Raw genomic sequence first — 18,104 nt, forward strand, 5'->3', positions numbered from 1 at the left:
GGACAATAAAAATCCAGAATGTATTGCCCAATAGAATGTTGTCGCCTAAACTTCAGATTGCATATTCTTTTTCCTTTAAGGTAATTCCAAAGTTCTCATTCCGCTGGAGTTGCTCTGTTTCTCAATAGTTTTCTCCTATAAATCATTTCTGGCCGGTTACTTTTCATATCTTTCTTATATTGTTGAAAACTAATTTATAAAAATGACTTAAAACCACCTCCCCTCTCCTTCGTCGAGGTACTCCTCCTTGCCAGGAGGAGAGCTGATTTACAGCTTGCAAAACACTATATATGTGAATGTTTGAATCTTTTCGAACACTCGTGCGCTTTGCCCCGGACTATGATATGGCAGACCTACAGCCTGCTATTTACAGCTTGGCAGCAAATAATGACCAGCCATTACGATCCTTTAATTCCTTAATTTACAGCACATCGATTCTGAAGGATTTAATCAGTAAAATCTGTAGTTTAAACTCTTTGAGAATTTGTAATCAATGCCTTTAAGAGATCAATTGCAGGACTGTGGATTTATTAAAACGAAGCAGGAATAGAATTTATAAAAAATTAAACCCTCTAATTACCAGAACATATGCGAGAGGCAGTGGTTTTTTCTTAAAAAAAACATTTGTTTTAATGATTATTCTCCTATTTTTGCATCCGCATTGACAAAGGCAGTGCATCAATAAAACATACGGGTGTAGCTCAGTTGGTAGAGCACTGGTCTCCAAAACCAGGTGTCGGGCGTTCGAGTCGCTCCTCCCGTGCAACAATCCTGACTTCGGTCGGGATTTTTTGTTTCAGGCAATGAGTTTAACCAATAAAACATTATTAGTTTAAATGGTATAAGTTATTATATTTGCTGTTCATATTGGAGAGGTGACAGAGTGGCCGATTGTGCACGCCTGGAAAGCGTGTGTACACCGCAAGTGTACCGGGGGTTCGAATCCCCCTCTCTCCGCTGAGTGCGAAAGCAATTTAAAGTAAAACCCTGTAAGTCAACACTTACAGGGTTTTTTAATGCGCAATATTTTGCAAAAAGATGCAAAAAAACGCAGTTTTTGGGTGGACTTCTGGTGGACTTAAAAAGTCCTCATTTTAGTCCACCAGAAACGGTTATAAAAGCTCTGCATTGCACTGTATTACTCGGTTTTGAATCGTTACAAAATGGACTCATAAAAATAATTTTAACACAAAAAATTTATTATTATGAGTGGACTTGAGACCATCAAAATCAACTTCTTTATCAAGAAGACAAAATTGCTTAAAAACGGAGAAGCTCCAATCTTCGTTAGAATCATCATTAACAAAGAAAGGGATGAGTACGCCTTAAAGAAAAGTATTCTACCTAAACAGTGGAACGAAACAAAACAATTAGCAAAAGGTAGTTCTGAAAAATCACAGGAAGTTAATCAGCTAATAGAGCTTCACTCTTCAAAGATTAAATCTTACTTTGATTTTCTCATTATGGACAACCAACAAGTATCTCCCAGAATTATTAAAGAGAAGATTGTTGGCAAAAAAGAAACCAGGCGCACTATCCTAAAAATATTCCAAGAACATAACGACAATGCCAGAAAGCTAATTGGCATAGACTTCGCTCCTGATACAGTTCAACGCTACGAAACCTGCTATATGCATACCAAAGATTTTATTCGTTGGCAATACAAACGTGAAGATATGACGTTGGAAGACCTGAATCATCAGTTTATACGCAATTATGAGTTATACCTAAAAACCGAGCGTAAATGTGCCCACAACACTGCCATTAAGTATCTGAAAAACTTCAAAAAAATTGTTCGCATTGCATTGGCTAATGGTTGGATGAAGAAAGATCCATTTGCTACCATTAAATTCAAACTGAAGCCAGTAGATGCCATCTATCTCACCAAAGAGGAGTTGGATACAGTTATCAATAAAGAAATAAGCATAGAACGCTTAAGACAAGTTCGTGATGTTTTTGTGTTTTGTTGTTTTACCGGATTAGCCTTCTCAGATGCAAAGTCCTTAAAACGAGAACATATTACAACTGATACAAACGGAATTACCTGGATTCATAAAAAACGTACCAAAACCGATCAAATGAGTACCATCTTTGTTATTGAGGCTGCCAAAAAGCTAGTAGCAAAGTATGAATACGAACCGGAACTTATTGAAAAAGGTGCAGTTCTTCCCGTTCTCAGCAATCAAAAAATGAATGCGTACTTGAAAGAAATTGGAATCATATGTGGTATTGATAAACCCATATCAACACATACTGCCAGGCATACTTTTGCAACAACTGTAGCTTTGGAAAATAATATGCCTTTGGAGGTAGTATCAAAAACTTTAGGCCATTCCAGCACCAAAATGACTCAGCGCTATGCGAGAACAACGGAAGCTTTGATTCAAAAGAATATGGAGAAGATTAAGGATTTGTATTAACTATAATTTCAGAAAAATTACCTTTATTTACTGATATTCTTCAAAATAAGGAATTGTTTATGCCAATACAATAATGACATAAGCAATTCTTTTTAGGCTTAATTAATCCTAAGTGGAAATAACGGTGATGTTGACCGCTCTAAACGAAGAACCAACTTCAGCGCTTTTTCCAATTTAGGCTTTCATCTTGGGTTTGACTTTTTTTAGGAACAATATATTGACTCTACGGTCATTGGCAGCCGATAAAACATGCCCACCATTCTAATCAATATGTTCGAAAATTAGATTGATTCGTCCAGAAGATTTTACTATGGTATTAGATTCGTTTGTGCTTAACGTTGTTATTTTACAGAAAACTGAAACCAGGTTTCGCTAGTGAACGTTTCACCGGGTTGTAAAATTGTAGTTGGAAAACTAGGTTCGTTAGGAGAGTTGGGAAAATGCTGTGTTTCTAAACAAAAGCCACTCCTTGCCCCATAGGTACCACCCATTTTTGAAGCTAGTTTGTTATTCAGATAATTGGCGGTATAGAGCTGGATTCCCGGTTGATCTGTATAAACTTCCATCACTCTTCCACTCTCAGGGTGATATACTTCAGCTGCATTGACAATTTTTTTGTTTAGGTTGTTAATCACCCAACAGTGGTCGTATCCATTACCGATCGTAATTTGGTCGTTTTTAGCCTCGATGTCTCTACCAATTATTTTAGGAGTTCTGAAATCAAACGGGGAATCTGCAACCGTTTGAAGGTTTCCTATGGGAATATTTGTATTATCTAAGGGCAGATATTGATCTGCGTTAAGATACAGCTCATGATCCAATATTTGCTTTGAAAAATCTCCAGAAAGGTTAAAATAACTGTGCTGAGTAAGGTTGATTACGGTGGTTATGTCTGTATGTGCTCTGTACTTCACTTTTAAGGTATTGTCGTCTGTGAGCACATAGGTTACTGTTACGAATAGATTTCCCGGATAGCCTTCTTCTCCATCTTTGGACGTGTAACTTAGTTGAATTCCGTTTTCGTTTTTTAGGCACTCCACTTCCCAAATCGCTTTGTCAAAACCCGATAATCCGCCATGTAAGTGGTTGGAACCGTTGTTTTGAGCAAGACTATATTCTTTCCCTTCCAAACTAAACTTTCCATGTGCAATTCTATTGGCAAATCGACCCACAATAGCACCAAAATATGGGTTGCTTTCAATATATTTCTCTAATGAATTATACCCCAAAACAACATCTTCATAAACCCCATCTCTATTTGGTGCAGTCCATCGAATAATAATTCCACCATAATTAATTACTTCAATACGCATACCTAATCTATTTGTCAACGTGTATTTTTCTACAGATTGTCCATTTCTAGTTGACCCAAACAGCTCCTTTTTGATTTGTGGAGTTTCATCGGATTTTAAAGAAGTTGTATTTTTAGATTTAGATCCAATTACGGCACACTGAATAAATAATGCGTAAAATAATATGAGCACATTGATGCAAAGAGTTTTGCTTAGAATTGTCATTTGATAATCTATTTAATACAATTGTCCATTCAAGTAAAATGGAGAAAAGGGCAATTGCAGAACCTAATGAATTTATTAATAAAAGGTTGCGCTAAATCTCCGATTTTGATACTAATTTAGTACACACTACTAAGAAATACACCATCATTTTACACGATACAAAGCGTATTCTCCATCCTTTTCTTTTGTAGAAACTCTTTTACCATTAATTATTACCTTCTTATATTTTTCAGGAACATACACTACAGCTTCACTTCCTTGAGGCACTGATAGCTCCATCTCCAATCCGTGCTTTATTTTAGTTATTTTCACTGATACTTTACCGGCTATTGTTTCGTTTGCGGTTTCGGCATATTTCAGACCGGCAAGTTCAGGTTTTACCATAAAGCTTTTCCAACCAGCTTCTATAGGATATAATCCACAAACATATTGTGATAGAATGGTTAAACCGCCACCACTCCAGGCATGGTTTGTAGAGCCTCCCCCAAAGCCCTCTTTTCCTATACCCCAGCCTTCAAATAACGTGGAATATTCTGTATTGTCAACCATAGGTTGAAAGCGTTTTTTCAAGCGCTCTAAACCATATTCTGATTGGCCCATTAGGAACAAAGCTTCACAAACGTATTTCTCCATGTAAGGACTCGAGTACTCCTGCGATTGCAATACTTTATAGATGGCATTATACTTATCACCATCAGCTAATCCTGCTACCACCGCAAGCGCCTGTCCACGGTCATCTGTATCATCTTTATAATTATAAGATCGGTATTCGCTACCTTTCCAGAAGGTTTTATTAAAAGCAACTTTAAAGCTACTCATTTGCTTTTCTGCCCATGCTGCCTGACTGCTCTTACCAAGTAGTTCAGACATATTCTTATAACCTTTTAATGCCAGGTAATACCATCCATTCATCAATAGGTCTTTATCTACATTGGTACCCCAATCGCCCCAGTACCAACCTTTACTATCAGCTTCATTCATCCGCTTAACGAGCACCCCATTTTCATCCAGTTCCCAAATATCTATATAACGCTTAACTCCATCATAAACGTGTTCAATAGAAGCAGTATCTCCTGTGTTCATAAAATAATTCCAAAACCCGTAATAACCAATACTGGCTAACATCTGTCCCGGTAATTCCTTGTCCCAGTTTCCGGCAGGCACTGGTGAAAATAAAGTACTATCTTCACGTTGCCAGTTAATTAATTCCAATATCCCTTTTTTAGTTAGACCATGACTCTTCGTATCAAGGGCATAAAAAGTTTCTCCACTTTCGTTCACTGCATCACCCCACCATTGAGCCCGTTCACGGTCGGGACAATCCATATAAGTATCGCGCATGGTTACATAAAGCGTACGGAGAGCTTTTGACCACAAACGATTATAAAAATCATCATTACAATTAAAACTTCCTGTAAACTCAGTATTATAACCAGTCTCTCTATACTTTAGATCCAGCACTTTAATCCCTTCCGGAATGATGTAATTGACTTTCTGGCCATTCATCCAGCCCAGATTTTCATACTCCTGTATTCTGTCTCGGGTAATGTATTCACCCCTTACATTAGGATGTCCACCTCCATAGTAATGATCGGTAAAAATGATAATTTCATCACCTTCTTTAGCTTCAACTTTAAAATATGGGGTAACCTGAGCATTATACGGAAGTTCGCAAACAATGGTATCTCCTGAGCTGACAAAAGGGAATGCCATTTCATTCTCATAGCTTTTCACCCCGAAATCTTTCCATAGAGGAATAGGTCGTTTGACCAAATTATTCCATGGGGCTGTTGGAGGTGTTCCCAAAGAACGGGTGCGTCCCCACATCTTAGATTTTGTAAAATCAAAATTCCCTAAACGAGCATCATAGCGGATGCTTGATTCAGGCAGTCTGAAATTGGGCAAAGGAAGTCCTGCAGTTCCAAATTCTCGACGGATAGTAGCTTGCCAACTCACATCTGAGAGTAATTCAAATCCCTGTGCCTGACAATCAAAAATTAACGCAGCCTTACCACTGCTGTTATGAGAAAATCCATCTTTCCCGAAGTACCAAACTAAAATAGAAATCATATTCTCTCCACGCTTTAAGAAAGGGGCAATATCTACTTCATCGTAATAAGTATCTTTTGGTGAGGGGCCACGTTTAACCTGGCCTTCGAAAACTGCTAACTCTCCATTTATCCACATCCAATATTTAGAATCGCAAGCTATTTTGGCCAAAGCCTCATTTGGTACATTTTCCAACTGAAATGTTTTTTGGTAAGCCGTCCAGTTATTGGTTTCGTTTTGTTGCTCAACTTGAGTTATCCACTGGGCTTTCCACGTATTATCCTGTGAAGAAACATGCAAGCCTATAAAGCTTAGAAGTATTAAAATTATTATTCTCATTTTTTTATTTTTATATCCTTTTTCATTGTTGTCTGGTAAACCCAATAGTTTATGATTTTTCATTTTCATAAATAAGCCCACTATATATTGGGGAATAGCAATTTTGGTACTTGCATTTGTCTTCATTAATGATTATCAGCCAACTACACTTAAACCTTTTTAGCAAACATTTGTGTTCAAAATTTTAAACCTAAAAAATATAAAAGCTTTTGAACATCGCGAATGATCAGAGGCGAGGATCGATTCATTAAATTAACTACTGCAAATAGCAGTGAAATATCTAAATTTAAATCATAGATCAATATCGCTAGTTCTTTGCTCGTATATATTCTAGAGGACCCATCTGTAAAATGCAAACTAATTGCATCTATAGTATTGGATTCTGAATGTCTTTTCATTATGATTAAGTATTAAACATCTACTGTTATATTTCTTTTTTTGTGGGGATACTTAGAAGTGAGGAATCACCATCACTGATTTCCCCCTAACGCTCTGTAAGTAACTTTTTACCGAACACTAATTTTCCCTTATTTAGCATCATTCATTTAGTTGCGGTTTCATTATAAAACCAAACATCTTTGAAACTTCGGCCTATTTTCAAATCATCAACAGTTAAATCACCTCCTGGTCGACCGGCAACTTTAAACTGTAATCTATCGAAGGTGAACTCTCCAAAATAAGAAGCAGTTGCTTCCATTTTTGGGCCTTTTTCAGGATTGATGAAGATGTTCAACTTGTCTTGACCTGTTGCTCCCAAATCAAACTCAAAGACAACATGCATTACTTCGTTGTGATAATTTGCCAGCCAACTCTCATTCTTTTCATAATTAGGCACATCAACCTGATTGCAGTAAATAGCATCATTTTGAATGGATAAAGAAACCTGCTTTTCGCTGTTTCCTCCCCAACCGTTTTGCACTAAAAAGTTAATTTGCGCCGTACTTTCTGATTCTAAGGCTTGATATTGTAATAACATCGCTAAATATACCTTTCCTGTATTCAGTGGTTCCTGAAAATACCTGGTAAGATAAACCTCTGGGATTTTATTTGTGCTTTTGAGGTTTAAAGCGCCCCCTTTTTGAGGGTAAGCCTTATATTTCAAGCTTTTGTCAATAATTCTTATATTCTCACCTCCGGCTACATCAGATTTGGTTAAAAAACCAGCTATGTTAGGGAGGCGATCGACAGTCCCGGCAAATGAGTCTCCAGTTTTATAGCCTTTATCTGCAGAGAAACTATCGTGTATAGGTAAACCGAAGTGCATATCTGTTAATACACGGTACTCTACTATTATTTTATCTTTGGGCAGAGCAGGAAAAGTGTATGCTTCTGCGTTCTCACGACAAACATATTCACCCAAATTATTCCAATTTTTCCCATCTTGAGTCCCCTGCAATTTATAAACTAGTTTATCACAAGCGGGTGATAAAGTGACTTTGGTCTTATTTCCTGCATTGTTAATATCAATTTCCGGTAAATCATTAATAACGTTGTCATAGCTGTGGTCAAAAGTCTTTTTCTCTTTCCTATACCTGGCATATTTAATATCCCAATTAAAGTCTCCCCGATTAACTTTAGGGAAATATGCCAATAACTGTTCTTGCATATGCGCCTTCTCATCTTGAGAATCATGAATCGATTTAGTTTGTGTTACATCCGAATCAATATCGTAAAGCCGGAAACTGTTCAATTCGTTATTCATTGACCGCAGATAATTATTACTGTTGCCAACCAAGGCATAATTATCATTAATTAATGCATGGCGCTGTTCAGATATAATAGCTATATGGTCACGATTCCCTTTTCCTCCCTTTATGATATTCAAAGCGGAAGTACCATCTAAGTCTTCATTTTTATACTCAATCCCCGCTGCGTCAGCAAACGTTGAATACCAGTCACTAACGTGTATCAACTCGCTGCTTTTTGAATTTGGCTTGACATTGCCCGGCCAAAACACTATAGCTGGCGTGCGGATACCTCCTTCAAAAGCATCCCCTTTAATGCTTCGCAATGGTCTATTGTCTGCTTCAATAATTCCACCGTTATCACTTGTAAAAACAATAAGGGTATTTTCTTTCATTCCATTTTTTTCCAATGCACCGAGCACATTACCAATGGCTTCGTCCATAGCATCGACCATAGCCATATAATACTGTCTGGTTTTGGCTGTACGCCCTTTTTCTGCTTCCATGCCAGCCCAGTAATCTTCTATTTGATCTAAGGGGTATTTGTCTAATTTATTTTGTGGAGCATCCAAAGGATGATGAGGTGCCGTAAACGGGAGATACATAAAAAGCGGTTGCTTTTTGTCGTGATTGTCGATCAAGTCAACAGCTTCGTCGGCAAACATATAAGTGGAATACCTATTGCCTGACTCCTCTTTATTTACCATAGAAGGAGCATATATTTTCTTTCCATTGCGAATCATATCACTTTTACCACCATGAGTGTAATTCCAATAAGATATACTTCCGTTGATGCAAACAAAGGAATGATCAAATCCTTGATGATGTGGAAGAAAGGATTGCTTTCGACCTCCAACATGCCATTTTCCTACAATGGCTGTTTTGTAACCACCCTCCTTCATCTTTTCAGCAATCGTTTTTTCCTCTCCGGGTATTCCTGTATAAGAGTATGGCAACACAATATGCTCGTGCAAACCATAACGATATGGATAGTTACCTGTTAAAAATGAAACCCGTGTTGGGGTACATTGGGGCTGAGTATAATGGCGCTCCAAAAACAATCCTTCGGATTTCAACCTATCAAGGTTGGGGGTTTCAATTACTGAGCTTTGCCAACTCATATCGGAGTAACCCATATCATCAGCAAGGATAAAAATAATGTTGGGTTGCTTTTGAGCAACTATTATGTGTATTGTTGAAAGAAACAATGCCAATATACTTATAAACCTCATTTCAGCTTTTATTTATTAATATTTACACTGATTTTATTATTATCTCCATCTGTAGGTCTAAATTGAACTTCAGTTTCTCCGAATTGATAGCGTATATAGTTTTCCTGAGGAAGAAATGGCTCTACAGCCTGTTTAACTTCATCGGAAAGGAACGATTCTGAAACAATCCATTGCCCTTGGCCATCTGTTACACTTCCATTGTTACCTGTTTGCGTATATATATCAGTGGGAGCCAAATGTGGTAAGGATATGCACAAAGCTCCTTGCCGAACACATGCTTGAACATCTGTTAATGTGGATTCCGAGATTCCAATACCAGTTAAGAAAATTAACTCAACGCCTGTAAGATGCTCAGCACCTACCTTCTCATCAAATACCACTACACCATCTAATGGATAAAATATTTGATATGGGGTGTTTTTTACACTATTATTATGCCAGTTGATTGACTCTTTAGAGATGTTTCCATTGGAAAGTAAATTCCATATCTCCAGCCAAGCGCTAGTAACAGAATTGCTAGAAAAGTTCGGGTTGCCAAACAAGCCATCACCCAGCCATGAATCGGCCTGTCCCCAACACGCATCTTCTTGTCGGATAATAGCCTTTTTAGGTTTTAGATCCGTGTGCTTGTAAAAGCGAGGATTATTGGGCACATAGCTGTTTTTAAACCACTTTGCGGCAACTCCGTATTCAGTTAACTCATAAGACAGTTTATCGTCGCTTACTTTTATCAAACTCCCTTTGCCAGCTCCGACTCCAGCACCATCGTAACCAAGGTTTTCGGTATATATTGCCTCGGCTCCCATATGATAAGCCATCATAAGAGCTGACTTGTATTCATCATTTGAATGCCCAGGATACCCATCAGGACTCCATAAATCTGGGGTTAACCAAAATGGTCTGTTATATTGTATAGCAGTACCTAACGCAATAGCCATATATGCAGGCATACAACCGTCCTTAAGTATTTTTGAAACAGGAGTAAAACCGGCATTAGCTAAAGTATGAAACTGAATAGGAAAGACATGTTCACTGTAGACATTAAGCCCATAACGGCTATATTTATCAGCAACTTTACGCGCTTCCTCTGTAAAAGCTACACTTGCTTGTTCTACAGAAGTAAGTTGATTGGCATCTAGAAAATAAGGTTTACCTCCATTATAATTTGCTCCGATTTTCATATTTTGCATGTGACCGGCCTCATCATACATTATGCCCGGTTTATGCGACAAACCTGATAAGAAGGTCAGAATATGATCCGGAAACATCCAATAGTGTCTGCCATCCGGACGGTTATACCAATCATTCCCTTTTGCATCAACAAACTCAGATGTTTTCCAATTGGCCTTTTCAGTGTTGATTATCCATTGAATACCGTGCTTGTCATAGAATTTAGACAAGCTATCCAATACTAACTTATTTCCGGACTTTTGTGGTTTGTAGTGATAAACCACAAAATCAAACCCGAAGTCTTTTAAAATCTCCGCTTCTAACTCACTACCGGGCAAGTAACCAGCATTATCATACCCCCAAGCCAAAGGTGTACCTATGATCCTTGGTAATGCTTTTTTTGTTGTACCCTTATTCCCATTGCATCCAAATAAAAAGAGTAGCATAAACATTACTATAAAGTAACTCTGTATCTTCTTATTTTTATTCATCTTACTCATTTATAATAATGATTAACCAATATCCCTTAACTTGATTTTTAGCACATTGACGCAACTAACCCTGTCGTTTCAATTATAAAGAATAGCCCCTTCTAAACATGGATAACTATCAAGAAACCTAAAGCGGAGGAAATATATTTTTTAAGATATTATCTTACTTTTTTATAAACTTACACGTATTAAGCACTACATTGTCAGATAACACCTGCACATAATAAACACCAAGCTGACATGAACTCACATCAATATTTTGATTGTCAGAAAAGGCACTTGACTTAATTAATTTACCCGTCATATCAAAAATGTTATAGCGAAGGTTAGCACTCTTCTCTCCATCCCATTTAATCTGAATAAAATCAGTTGCTGGATTTGGATAAACAGTCACATTTACATCTTGTTGCTCCATGTTACCTATAGCTGTTGCAACAGATTTCATTTTAGTGATTTTTACATTGTCGTACATAGGAAGGTCTGCATCTGAACCATGATTCATTATCCCTAATCTATTATCACCTCTGCTATCAATGACATATTCGCCTGACTTGACAAGTGTACCATCAATGTAATAGTCTATTTTTACAGGTGAAGCTACAGTACCTTCTCCGGTAAAGATTATTTTCACAGGAATCCAATAATCTGCATTAGCATAACCATCCACATAATAGTCGATCTCAGCATTATCATTAGCCCCATAAATAGCATCTTCCTGTTTAGCTCCATCTTTCCAATAATCGGTTACCAGATAGCCTCCACTTCCGTTCATAAAACGGAGACGTATGCCTTGTGTTTCGTTAAAAACACCAACAGGATCTCTATCAATCGTAAATAAATGAACACCAGCCCAACCGCTTCCTCCTCTATTATGAAGCATAAATTCCAACTGGTAAATTTCTTTGGGATCAATTACAAAACCTTCAATATTAGTAACAGCAGCCCATTGAGACTGTAAACACTGAGCACCACCAATGGCACCAGCTGAAGCATTTACAGCAAGCCCCCCATAGGCCGGCCAATTGTAGTTTTTAGTTCCTCCCAAGGCATTATTAAAGTATGTAGGAGCACCAGTTTGATTAAATGTTGTCTCAGCGGTTACTGCTTCAAAATCATAACTGCCAAGCACTACATCTTGTATGCCTGGATCTATCGATTCGTTTATCTGAACAATGATTTTATTATTATCTCCATTTACAGGCCTAAATTGAACTTCAGTTTCTCCGAATTGATAGCGTATATAGTTTTCCTGAGGAAGAAATGGTTCTACAGCCTGTTTAACTTCATCGGAAAGGAACGATTCTGAAACAATCCATTGCCCTTGGCCATCTGTTACACTTCCATTATTACCTGTTTGCGTATATATATCAGTGGGAGCCAAGTGTGGTAAGGATATACACAAAGTTCCTTGCCGAACACGTGCTTGAACATCTGTTAATGTGGATTCAGAGATTCCAACACCAGTTAAGAAAATTAACTCAACGCCTGTAAGATGCTCACCACCTACCTTCTCATCAAATACCACTACACCATCTAATGGATAAAATATTTGATATGGGGTGCTTTTAACACTATTATTATGCCAGTTGATTGACTCTTTAGGGATGTTTCCATTGGAAAGTAAGTTCCATATCTCCAGCCAAGCGCTAGTAACAGAATTGCTAGAAAAGTTCGGGTTGCCAAACAAGCCATCACCCAGCCATGAATCGGCCTGTCCCCAACACGCATCTTCTTGTCGGATAATAGCCGTTTTAGGTTTTAGATCCGTGTGCTTGTAAAAGCGAGGATTATTGGGCACATAGCTGTTTTTAAACCACTTTGCGGCAACTCCGTATTCAGTTAACTCATAAGACAGTTTATCGTCGCTTACTTTTATCAAACTCCCTTTTCCAGCCCCGACTCCAGCACCATCGTAACCAAGGTTTTCGGTATATATTGCCTCGGCTCCAATATGATAAGCCATCATAAGAGCTGACTTGTATTCATCATTTGAATGCCCAGGATACCCATCAGGGCTCCACAAATCAGGGGTTAACCAAAATGGTCTGTTATATTGTATAGCAGTACCTAGCGCAATAGCCATATATGCAGGCATACATCCATCTTTTAGAATTTTAGAGACTGGAGTCACACCAGCGTTAGCCAGATTTTGAAACTGAATGGGAAAAACATGTTCACTGTAAACATCAAGACCATAGCTTTGGTATTTACTCACTATAGTACGAGCTTCTTCTATAAAGGAAGCACTTGCATCTTCTATAGTGGCGACTTTACTAGCATCAAGAAAAAAAGGCTTTCCTCCGTTATAATTACTGCCTGGCTTTTGATTCTGCATGTGCCCAGCTTCATCATACATAACACCAGGCTTATGTGACAAACCAGAAAAGAAAGTCAACAGGTAATCTGGAAACATCCAATAATGCCTACCATCGTCTCGATTATACCAATCGTAACCATCTTGGTCTACAAATGCATCACCCCAATTCGACCTTTCAGTATTGATAATCCATTTAACATTTCGTTCTTCATAGAATATAGATAAATTACCTAATTTATTTTCATTTTCATTTTTGTACATTGCAGGCCAGTAATGATACACCACTAAATTAAAGCCAAAATCGTCTATAATTTCTGCCTCCATAGTGGGGTTAGGAATAAAACCGGCATTGTCATAACCCCATAACAAAGAAGTGCTAGTGTTCTGAGCAAACATTAATGTTGAAAGGTAAATATTCAGTAATAAGAGGTATATTCTATTCATTATTACAAGTTCTTAAGAGATTTATAAGAATTTCAGATACAGCAACATAATTTCAGTTACCATATTTATGAGATATTTTTGGCAAACAATTTTTATACTAATAAAAAAACCCCAATAAATCTTTGGGCATCCCTTTAGAAATACTGGGGTTTTAAGTAAAGTATTTAAGCTATTATCTTACTTTTTTATAAACTTACACGTATTAAGCACGACGCTGTCAGACAACACCTGCACATAATAAACACCTTGCTGACATGAACTCACATCAATTTTTTGATTGTCAGTAAAAACACTTGATTCAATTAATTTACCAGTTAAATCAAAGATATTATAGCTAAGGTTAGCACTTTTCTCACCATTCAATTTAATCTGAATAAAATCAATTGCTGGATTTGGATAAACAGCAACATTTACATCTTGTTGTTCCAGATTACCTATAGCAGTAGCAACAGATTTCATTTTAGTGATTTTTACGTTGTCGTACTTAGGAAGGTCAGCATCTGAACCATGATTCATTATCCCTATTCTATTATCACCTCTGCTATCAATAACATATTCACTTGACTTAACTAATACACTATTGATATAATAATCGATCTTAACAGGAGAAGCAACAGTACCTTCCCCGGTAAAGATAATTTTTACAGGGATCCAATAGTCTGTATTAGCATAACCATCTATGTAATAGTCAATCGCTGTATTATCATTAATCCCATAGATATTTTCTGTGCTCATTCCACCTTGCCAATAATCGGTCACCAGGCCGCCTCCATCTGCATTAATAAAACGAAGACGTATGCCTTGTGTCTCGTTAAAAACACCAACAGAGGCTCTATCTAATGTAAATAAATGAACACCTGCCCAGCCTGAACCTCCCCGGGGATGTATCATAAATTCAAGTTGGTATATTTCGTTGGGGTCAATAACAAATCCCTCAATATTAGTAACAGCTGCCCATTGAGACTGTAAACACTGAGTACCTCCAACGGCACCAGCCGAAGCATTAACTGCAAGCCCCCCATAGGCAGCCCAATTGTAACTTTCGGATCCTCCCAGGGCATTATTAAAGGCTGTAGGAGCACCAGCTTGGTTAAATTGTTGCCAGGCAGTAACTCCTTCAAAATCATAACTGCCAAGCACTACATCTTCTTCTATGCCTGTAATCTGCGCAAATAATAGCGTTGAAAAACAAATATTAAATGCTAATAGGTAGATTTTTTTCATAATAATAGATTTTTTTAGTTATTTAAAATATACCCAGTCAGAGCAATGAAAAATCTCTGACCGGGATAAAAATTCTTATAATAGTTCACTGATACGAACGTTATCGTATTTCGCCACTAAATCTCCCGGCTGCTTGTTAGTATTAGTGATACTAATCTTTTTGTTTCCTCTGTCTTCAATGGTGTAGTCAACTGATTTAACTTTTGTATCATTGATATAGTAATCAACAGATACCGTAGTGCCATTATCCGTAAAAACGATTCTCGCAGGCACCCAAAAATCCGGTGCACCCGCTTCATTTACAGCATCAACATAATAGTCAATTTCGGCATTATCATTTTCGCCATATATATCTGTCGATTGCATTTCTCCTGCTACCCAATGGTCAGAAACACATAAGTCAGGTGTGTCAGCGGTTTTAACAAAGCGGATACGAATACCTCTGGTCTCATTAAATGCATCTGAAAGATTAGGATATTCATTTGTATACAGGTGTATGCCTGCCCATTGTTCTTCGGCATGAGGGTGTACCATTACCTCTAGCTGATAGGTTTTATTTTCTTCGATAGTAAAACCATTGATATTAACAACAGCACCCCACTGGGACTGCAAACACTGTGTGCCACCTGCTGCACTATATCCGGGATGTATAACCAAAGAGCCAGATTCAGCCCATGTTAGGTTACTATTTCCCCCCATAGCATTATTAAAGTCTATTGGGGCACCGCTTTGGTTAAATGTTGTCCACGCTGGAGTTGCGCCTTCAAAATTATCGCTGGCCAAAATTTTAGCTCGTTGCACCATTATTTCAGCGTAGAAATCACTCACTGCTGTTGCATCTTTGGTTTTTACTCGGTAATAAAAAGCAGCACCTTTTTCGGCATTAAGTATTTCACTATCTGTATAATTAGTGGTCGTCACTTCAGCTAATTCAGAAAATTCACCATTCTTGGTCGCCGACTTGTACACTACATAACCTATAGCATTCTCAACAGCATCCCATGATAGGCTTGCCCCTTCTTGAAGAGTAAAACTACCCGATAAATTTTCAGGAGCAGCTATGCTTTTGCCAACTACCATTGCTTCGGCTGCTATGCTGTAATCACTTTCATCAGCAGTAGTTCTTAAAGACTTTACTTTATAAAAACGAGACGTCCCATTTTCTAAGTTGGGTTCTGTATCGTCTGTTGCGTTAGTTTGTTCTGTTGCGATCAATAAAGTATATTCACCATCTGCAGTGGTTGACTTATACACTTTGTACATGGTCGCCCCCTCTGCAACATCCCATGTGATATCAATAGCATTCGTTTCTACGTTGTAGGTTGCATTTACATTAACAGGAGGAACAATGCCAGCCTCCTCAATAGTATCTTTTTCACAACTGAGAAGAAATACTGACATCATGAACATTGCCAGGGCTTTTAGTGTGATTTTACTATTTGCTAAAACCTTCACTTTCATTGATATTTTTTTCATCATATAATTGATTTAGTTTAAATAATAGATACGATATAACTTTAAAGCCTTACTAGTTAACTTCAACTTTTATTTTATTATTATTGCCGTTATATGGTCTGAATTTCACCTCGGTTTCGCCAAACTTGTAACGAATGTAGTTTTCGGCAGGAAGGAATGGGGCTACAGCCGTTTTGACTTCATCAGAAAGGAATGATTCGGTAACCACCCATTTCCCTGTTCCATCGGATACACTTCCATTATTACCAGTTTGACTCACTATATCCGCAGGAGCCAGACTTGAGAGCGACACACAAACTGCCCCTTGTTGTACACGTGCTTGCACATCGTTTAATGTAGATTCTGAGATTCCAACACCGGTTAAGAAAATTAACTCAACATCTGTTAGGTGCTCACCCCCAACCTTTTCGTCAAATACTACCACACCATCAAGCGGATGAAATATTTGATATGGGGTAGCTTTAACACTGTTATTATGCCAGTTGATAGACTCTTTCGGTATTTCTCCATTGGACAATAAATGCCATATTTCTAACCAAGCTTCTGTAGTGGCATTGCTGGTAAAGTTTGGATTTCCATACAACCCATCTTTCAACCAGGAATCAGCCTGGCCCCAACAGGCATCTTCCTGTCTGATAATGGCCGTTTTGGGTTTTAAATCAGTGTGCGTATAGAAGCGAGGATTATTGGGTACATAGGTATTTTTAAACCACTTGGCTACACCTCCATAAGCTGTTACTTCATAACTTTTTTTGTCATCACTTACTTTTATAAGGCTTCCTTGACCTTCTCCTGACCCTGAACCATTAAAGCCAATATTTTCGGTATACATTCCCTCAACTCCCATGTGGTATGCCAATTGTAATGCAGAGCGATACTCATCAGTGCTGTGCCCAGGGTAATTATTACCAGGCATTCCCCACAAATCAGGTGTTAGCCAAAAGGGATTGCCATATTGGATGGCAGCTCCCAAAGCGCAAGCAATATAGGCAGGCATACACCCTTCCTTTAGAATTTTTGAAACAGGAGTAAAGCCGGCATCAGCTAAATTATGAAACTGAATAGGGAAGACATGTTCACTATATACATCAATACCATAGGTTTGATATTTGTTCGCTATTTCCCGAGCATTATTTCTAAAAGCAGCACTGGCTTCCTTTATAGAAGACAACTGAGTTGCGTCAAGAAAATAAGGTTTTCCTCCATTATGACTTCCTGTATTGTAGCTATTTTGCATGTGACCGGCTTCATCATACATAATGCCAGGTTTATGCGATAAGCCAGATAAAAAGGTCAGAATATGATCCGGGAACATCCAATAGTGTCTGCCATCAGGTCTGTTATACCAATCATTCCCTGCTCCATCAATAAACTCAGAGTCTTTCCAATTGGCCCTTTCGGTATTTATTATCCATTTAACATCGTGGTTTTCATAAAACTCAGACAAATCACCCAAGACTTTTTCATTTTCACCTTCCCACTTGCGTGGCCAATAGTGATACACCACTAAGCTAATGCCAAACTCATCGATAAGCTCTGCTTCCATAGCTGTATCCGGAATAAAACCGGCATTGTCATAGCCCCATACCAAAGGCGTTCCGCTTTCAGGTTGCGGTGTTACTCCGCCAGTTTCTTTTTCACAACTTGCTGTTCCGCATAGAATAGCAATAGATGCTAATATACTTATCAACGACAGTGTTATTTTATTTTTCATCTCATTATATTTAAACATTTTAGGTA

General features: G+C 37.9%; 9 protein-coding genes, 2 tRNA genes and 1 pseudogene. 3 read left to right on the forward strand and 9 right to left on the reverse strand.

Annotation, left to right across the window (positions count from 1 at the left end; translation table 11 throughout):
* A pseudogene (locus ACRD69_RS04155) lies at positions 1 to 80 on the reverse strand (DUF559 domain-containing protein); the annotation flags it as partial.
* A 610-nt stretch (positions 81 to 690) separates the two neighbouring features.
* Here ACRD69_RS04155 and ACRD69_RS04160 point away from each other — a divergent pair.
* The 3 genes from ACRD69_RS04160 to ACRD69_RS04170 all read left to right on the forward strand — a co-directional run bounded on the left by ACRD69_RS04160 (position 691) and on the right by ACRD69_RS04170 (position 2,420).
* Positions 691 to 763 (forward strand) — tRNA-Trp (locus tag ACRD69_RS04160).
* A gap of 106 nt (positions 764 to 869) precedes the next feature.
* A tRNA-Ser gene (locus ACRD69_RS04165) sits at positions 870 to 957 on the forward strand.
* 248 nt (positions 958 to 1,205) lie between these two features.
* A complete protein-coding gene (locus tag ACRD69_RS04170; protein WP_430813805.1) occupies positions 1,206 to 2,420 on the forward strand; it encodes a phage integrase SAM-like domain-containing protein in 1,215 nt (404 codons plus the stop codon).
* 341 nt (positions 2,421 to 2,761) lie between these two features.
* On the opposite strand, the gene ACRD69_RS04175 is transcribed toward ACRD69_RS04170, so the two are convergent.
* From ACRD69_RS04175 to ACRD69_RS04210, 8 genes are all read right to left on the reverse strand, one after another.
* Complete coding sequence (locus ACRD69_RS04175) at positions 2,762 to 3,937, reverse strand: aldose epimerase family protein (RefSeq protein WP_430813806.1); 1,176 nt, start codon at positions 3,935 to 3,937, stop codon at positions 2,762 to 2,764.
* A 144-nt stretch (positions 3,938 to 4,081) separates the two neighbouring features.
* The gene (locus tag ACRD69_RS04180; RefSeq protein WP_430813807.1) at positions 4,082 to 6,325 is read right to left on the reverse strand and encodes an alpha-L-rhamnosidase-related protein; all 2,244 of its coding nucleotides are present in this window, start codon (positions 6,323 to 6,325) and stop codon (positions 4,082 to 4,084) included.
* 541 nt (positions 6,326 to 6,866) lie between these two features.
* The gene (locus tag ACRD69_RS04185; RefSeq protein WP_430813808.1) at positions 6,867 to 9,218 is read right to left on the reverse strand and encodes an arylsulfatase B; all 2,352 of its coding nucleotides are present in this window, start codon (positions 9,216 to 9,218) and stop codon (positions 6,867 to 6,869) included.
* Positions 9,219 to 9,250: 32 nt separating this feature from the next.
* Positions 9,251 to 10,903 (reverse strand): hypothetical protein, encoded by a 1,653-nt coding sequence (locus ACRD69_RS04190; RefSeq protein WP_430813809.1) that lies wholly within the window; start codon positions 10,901 to 10,903, stop codon positions 9,251 to 9,253.
* A gap of 163 nt (positions 10,904 to 11,066) precedes the next feature.
* Entirely contained in the window at positions 11,067 to 13,664 is a 2,598-nt protein-coding gene (locus tag ACRD69_RS04195) for a T9SS type A sorting domain-containing protein (protein WP_430813810.1), read from the reverse strand.
* Positions 13,665 to 13,841: 177 nt separating this feature from the next.
* Positions 13,842 to 14,888 carry a T9SS type A sorting domain-containing protein gene (locus ACRD69_RS04200; protein ID WP_430813811.1) on the reverse strand — a complete coding sequence of 349 codons (1,047 nt, stop codon included), beginning with the start codon at positions 14,886 to 14,888 and terminating at the stop codon, positions 13,842 to 13,844.
* A 75-nt stretch (positions 14,889 to 14,963) separates the two neighbouring features.
* A complete protein-coding gene (locus ACRD69_RS04205; RefSeq protein WP_430813812.1) occupies positions 14,964 to 16,364 on the reverse strand; it encodes a hypothetical protein in 1,401 nt (466 codons plus the stop codon).
* 52 nt (positions 16,365 to 16,416) lie between these two features.
* On the reverse strand, positions 16,417 to 18,078 hold the full coding sequence (locus ACRD69_RS04210; RefSeq protein ID WP_430813813.1) for a hypothetical protein: 1,662 nt from the start codon (positions 18,076 to 18,078) through the stop codon (positions 16,417 to 16,419).
* Positions 18,079 to 18,104 lie beyond the last annotated feature (26 nt).

It is taken from the genome of Carboxylicivirga agarovorans (genome assembly GCF_050589845.1).
Lineage (GTDB): Bacteria > Bacteroidota > Bacteroidia > Bacteroidales > Marinilabiliaceae > Carboxylicivirga > Carboxylicivirga agarovorans.

Excerpts from the sequence above, each read along its gene's own strand:
- ACRD69_RS04170 (WP_430813805.1), top strand. The coding sequence starts at position 1,206 with ATGAGTGGACTTGAGACCATCAAAATCAACTTCTTTATCAAGAAGACA.
- ACRD69_RS04175 (WP_430813806.1), bottom strand. The coding sequence starts at position 3,937 with ATGACAATTCTAAGCAAAACTCTTTGCATCAATGTGCTCATATTATTT.
- ACRD69_RS04180 (WP_430813807.1), bottom strand. The coding sequence starts at position 6,325 with ATGAGAATAATAATTTTAATACTTCTAAGCTTTATAGGCTTGCATGTT.
- ACRD69_RS04190 (WP_430813809.1), bottom strand. The coding sequence starts at position 10,903 with ATGAATAAAAATAAGAAGATACAGAGTTACTTTATAGTAATGTTTATG.
- ACRD69_RS04195 (WP_430813810.1), bottom strand. The coding sequence starts at position 13,664 with ATGAATAGAATATACCTCTTATTACTGAATATTTACCTTTCAACATTA.
- ACRD69_RS04200 (WP_430813811.1), bottom strand. The coding sequence starts at position 14,888 with ATGAAAAAAATCTACCTATTAGCATTTAATATTTGTTTTTCAACGCTA.
- ACRD69_RS04205 (WP_430813812.1), bottom strand. The coding sequence starts at position 16,364 with ATGAAAAAAATATCAATGAAAGTGAAGGTTTTAGCAAATAGTAAAATC.
- ACRD69_RS04210 (WP_430813813.1), bottom strand. The coding sequence starts at position 18,078 with ATGAAAAATAAAATAACACTGTCGTTGATAAGTATATTAGCATCTATT.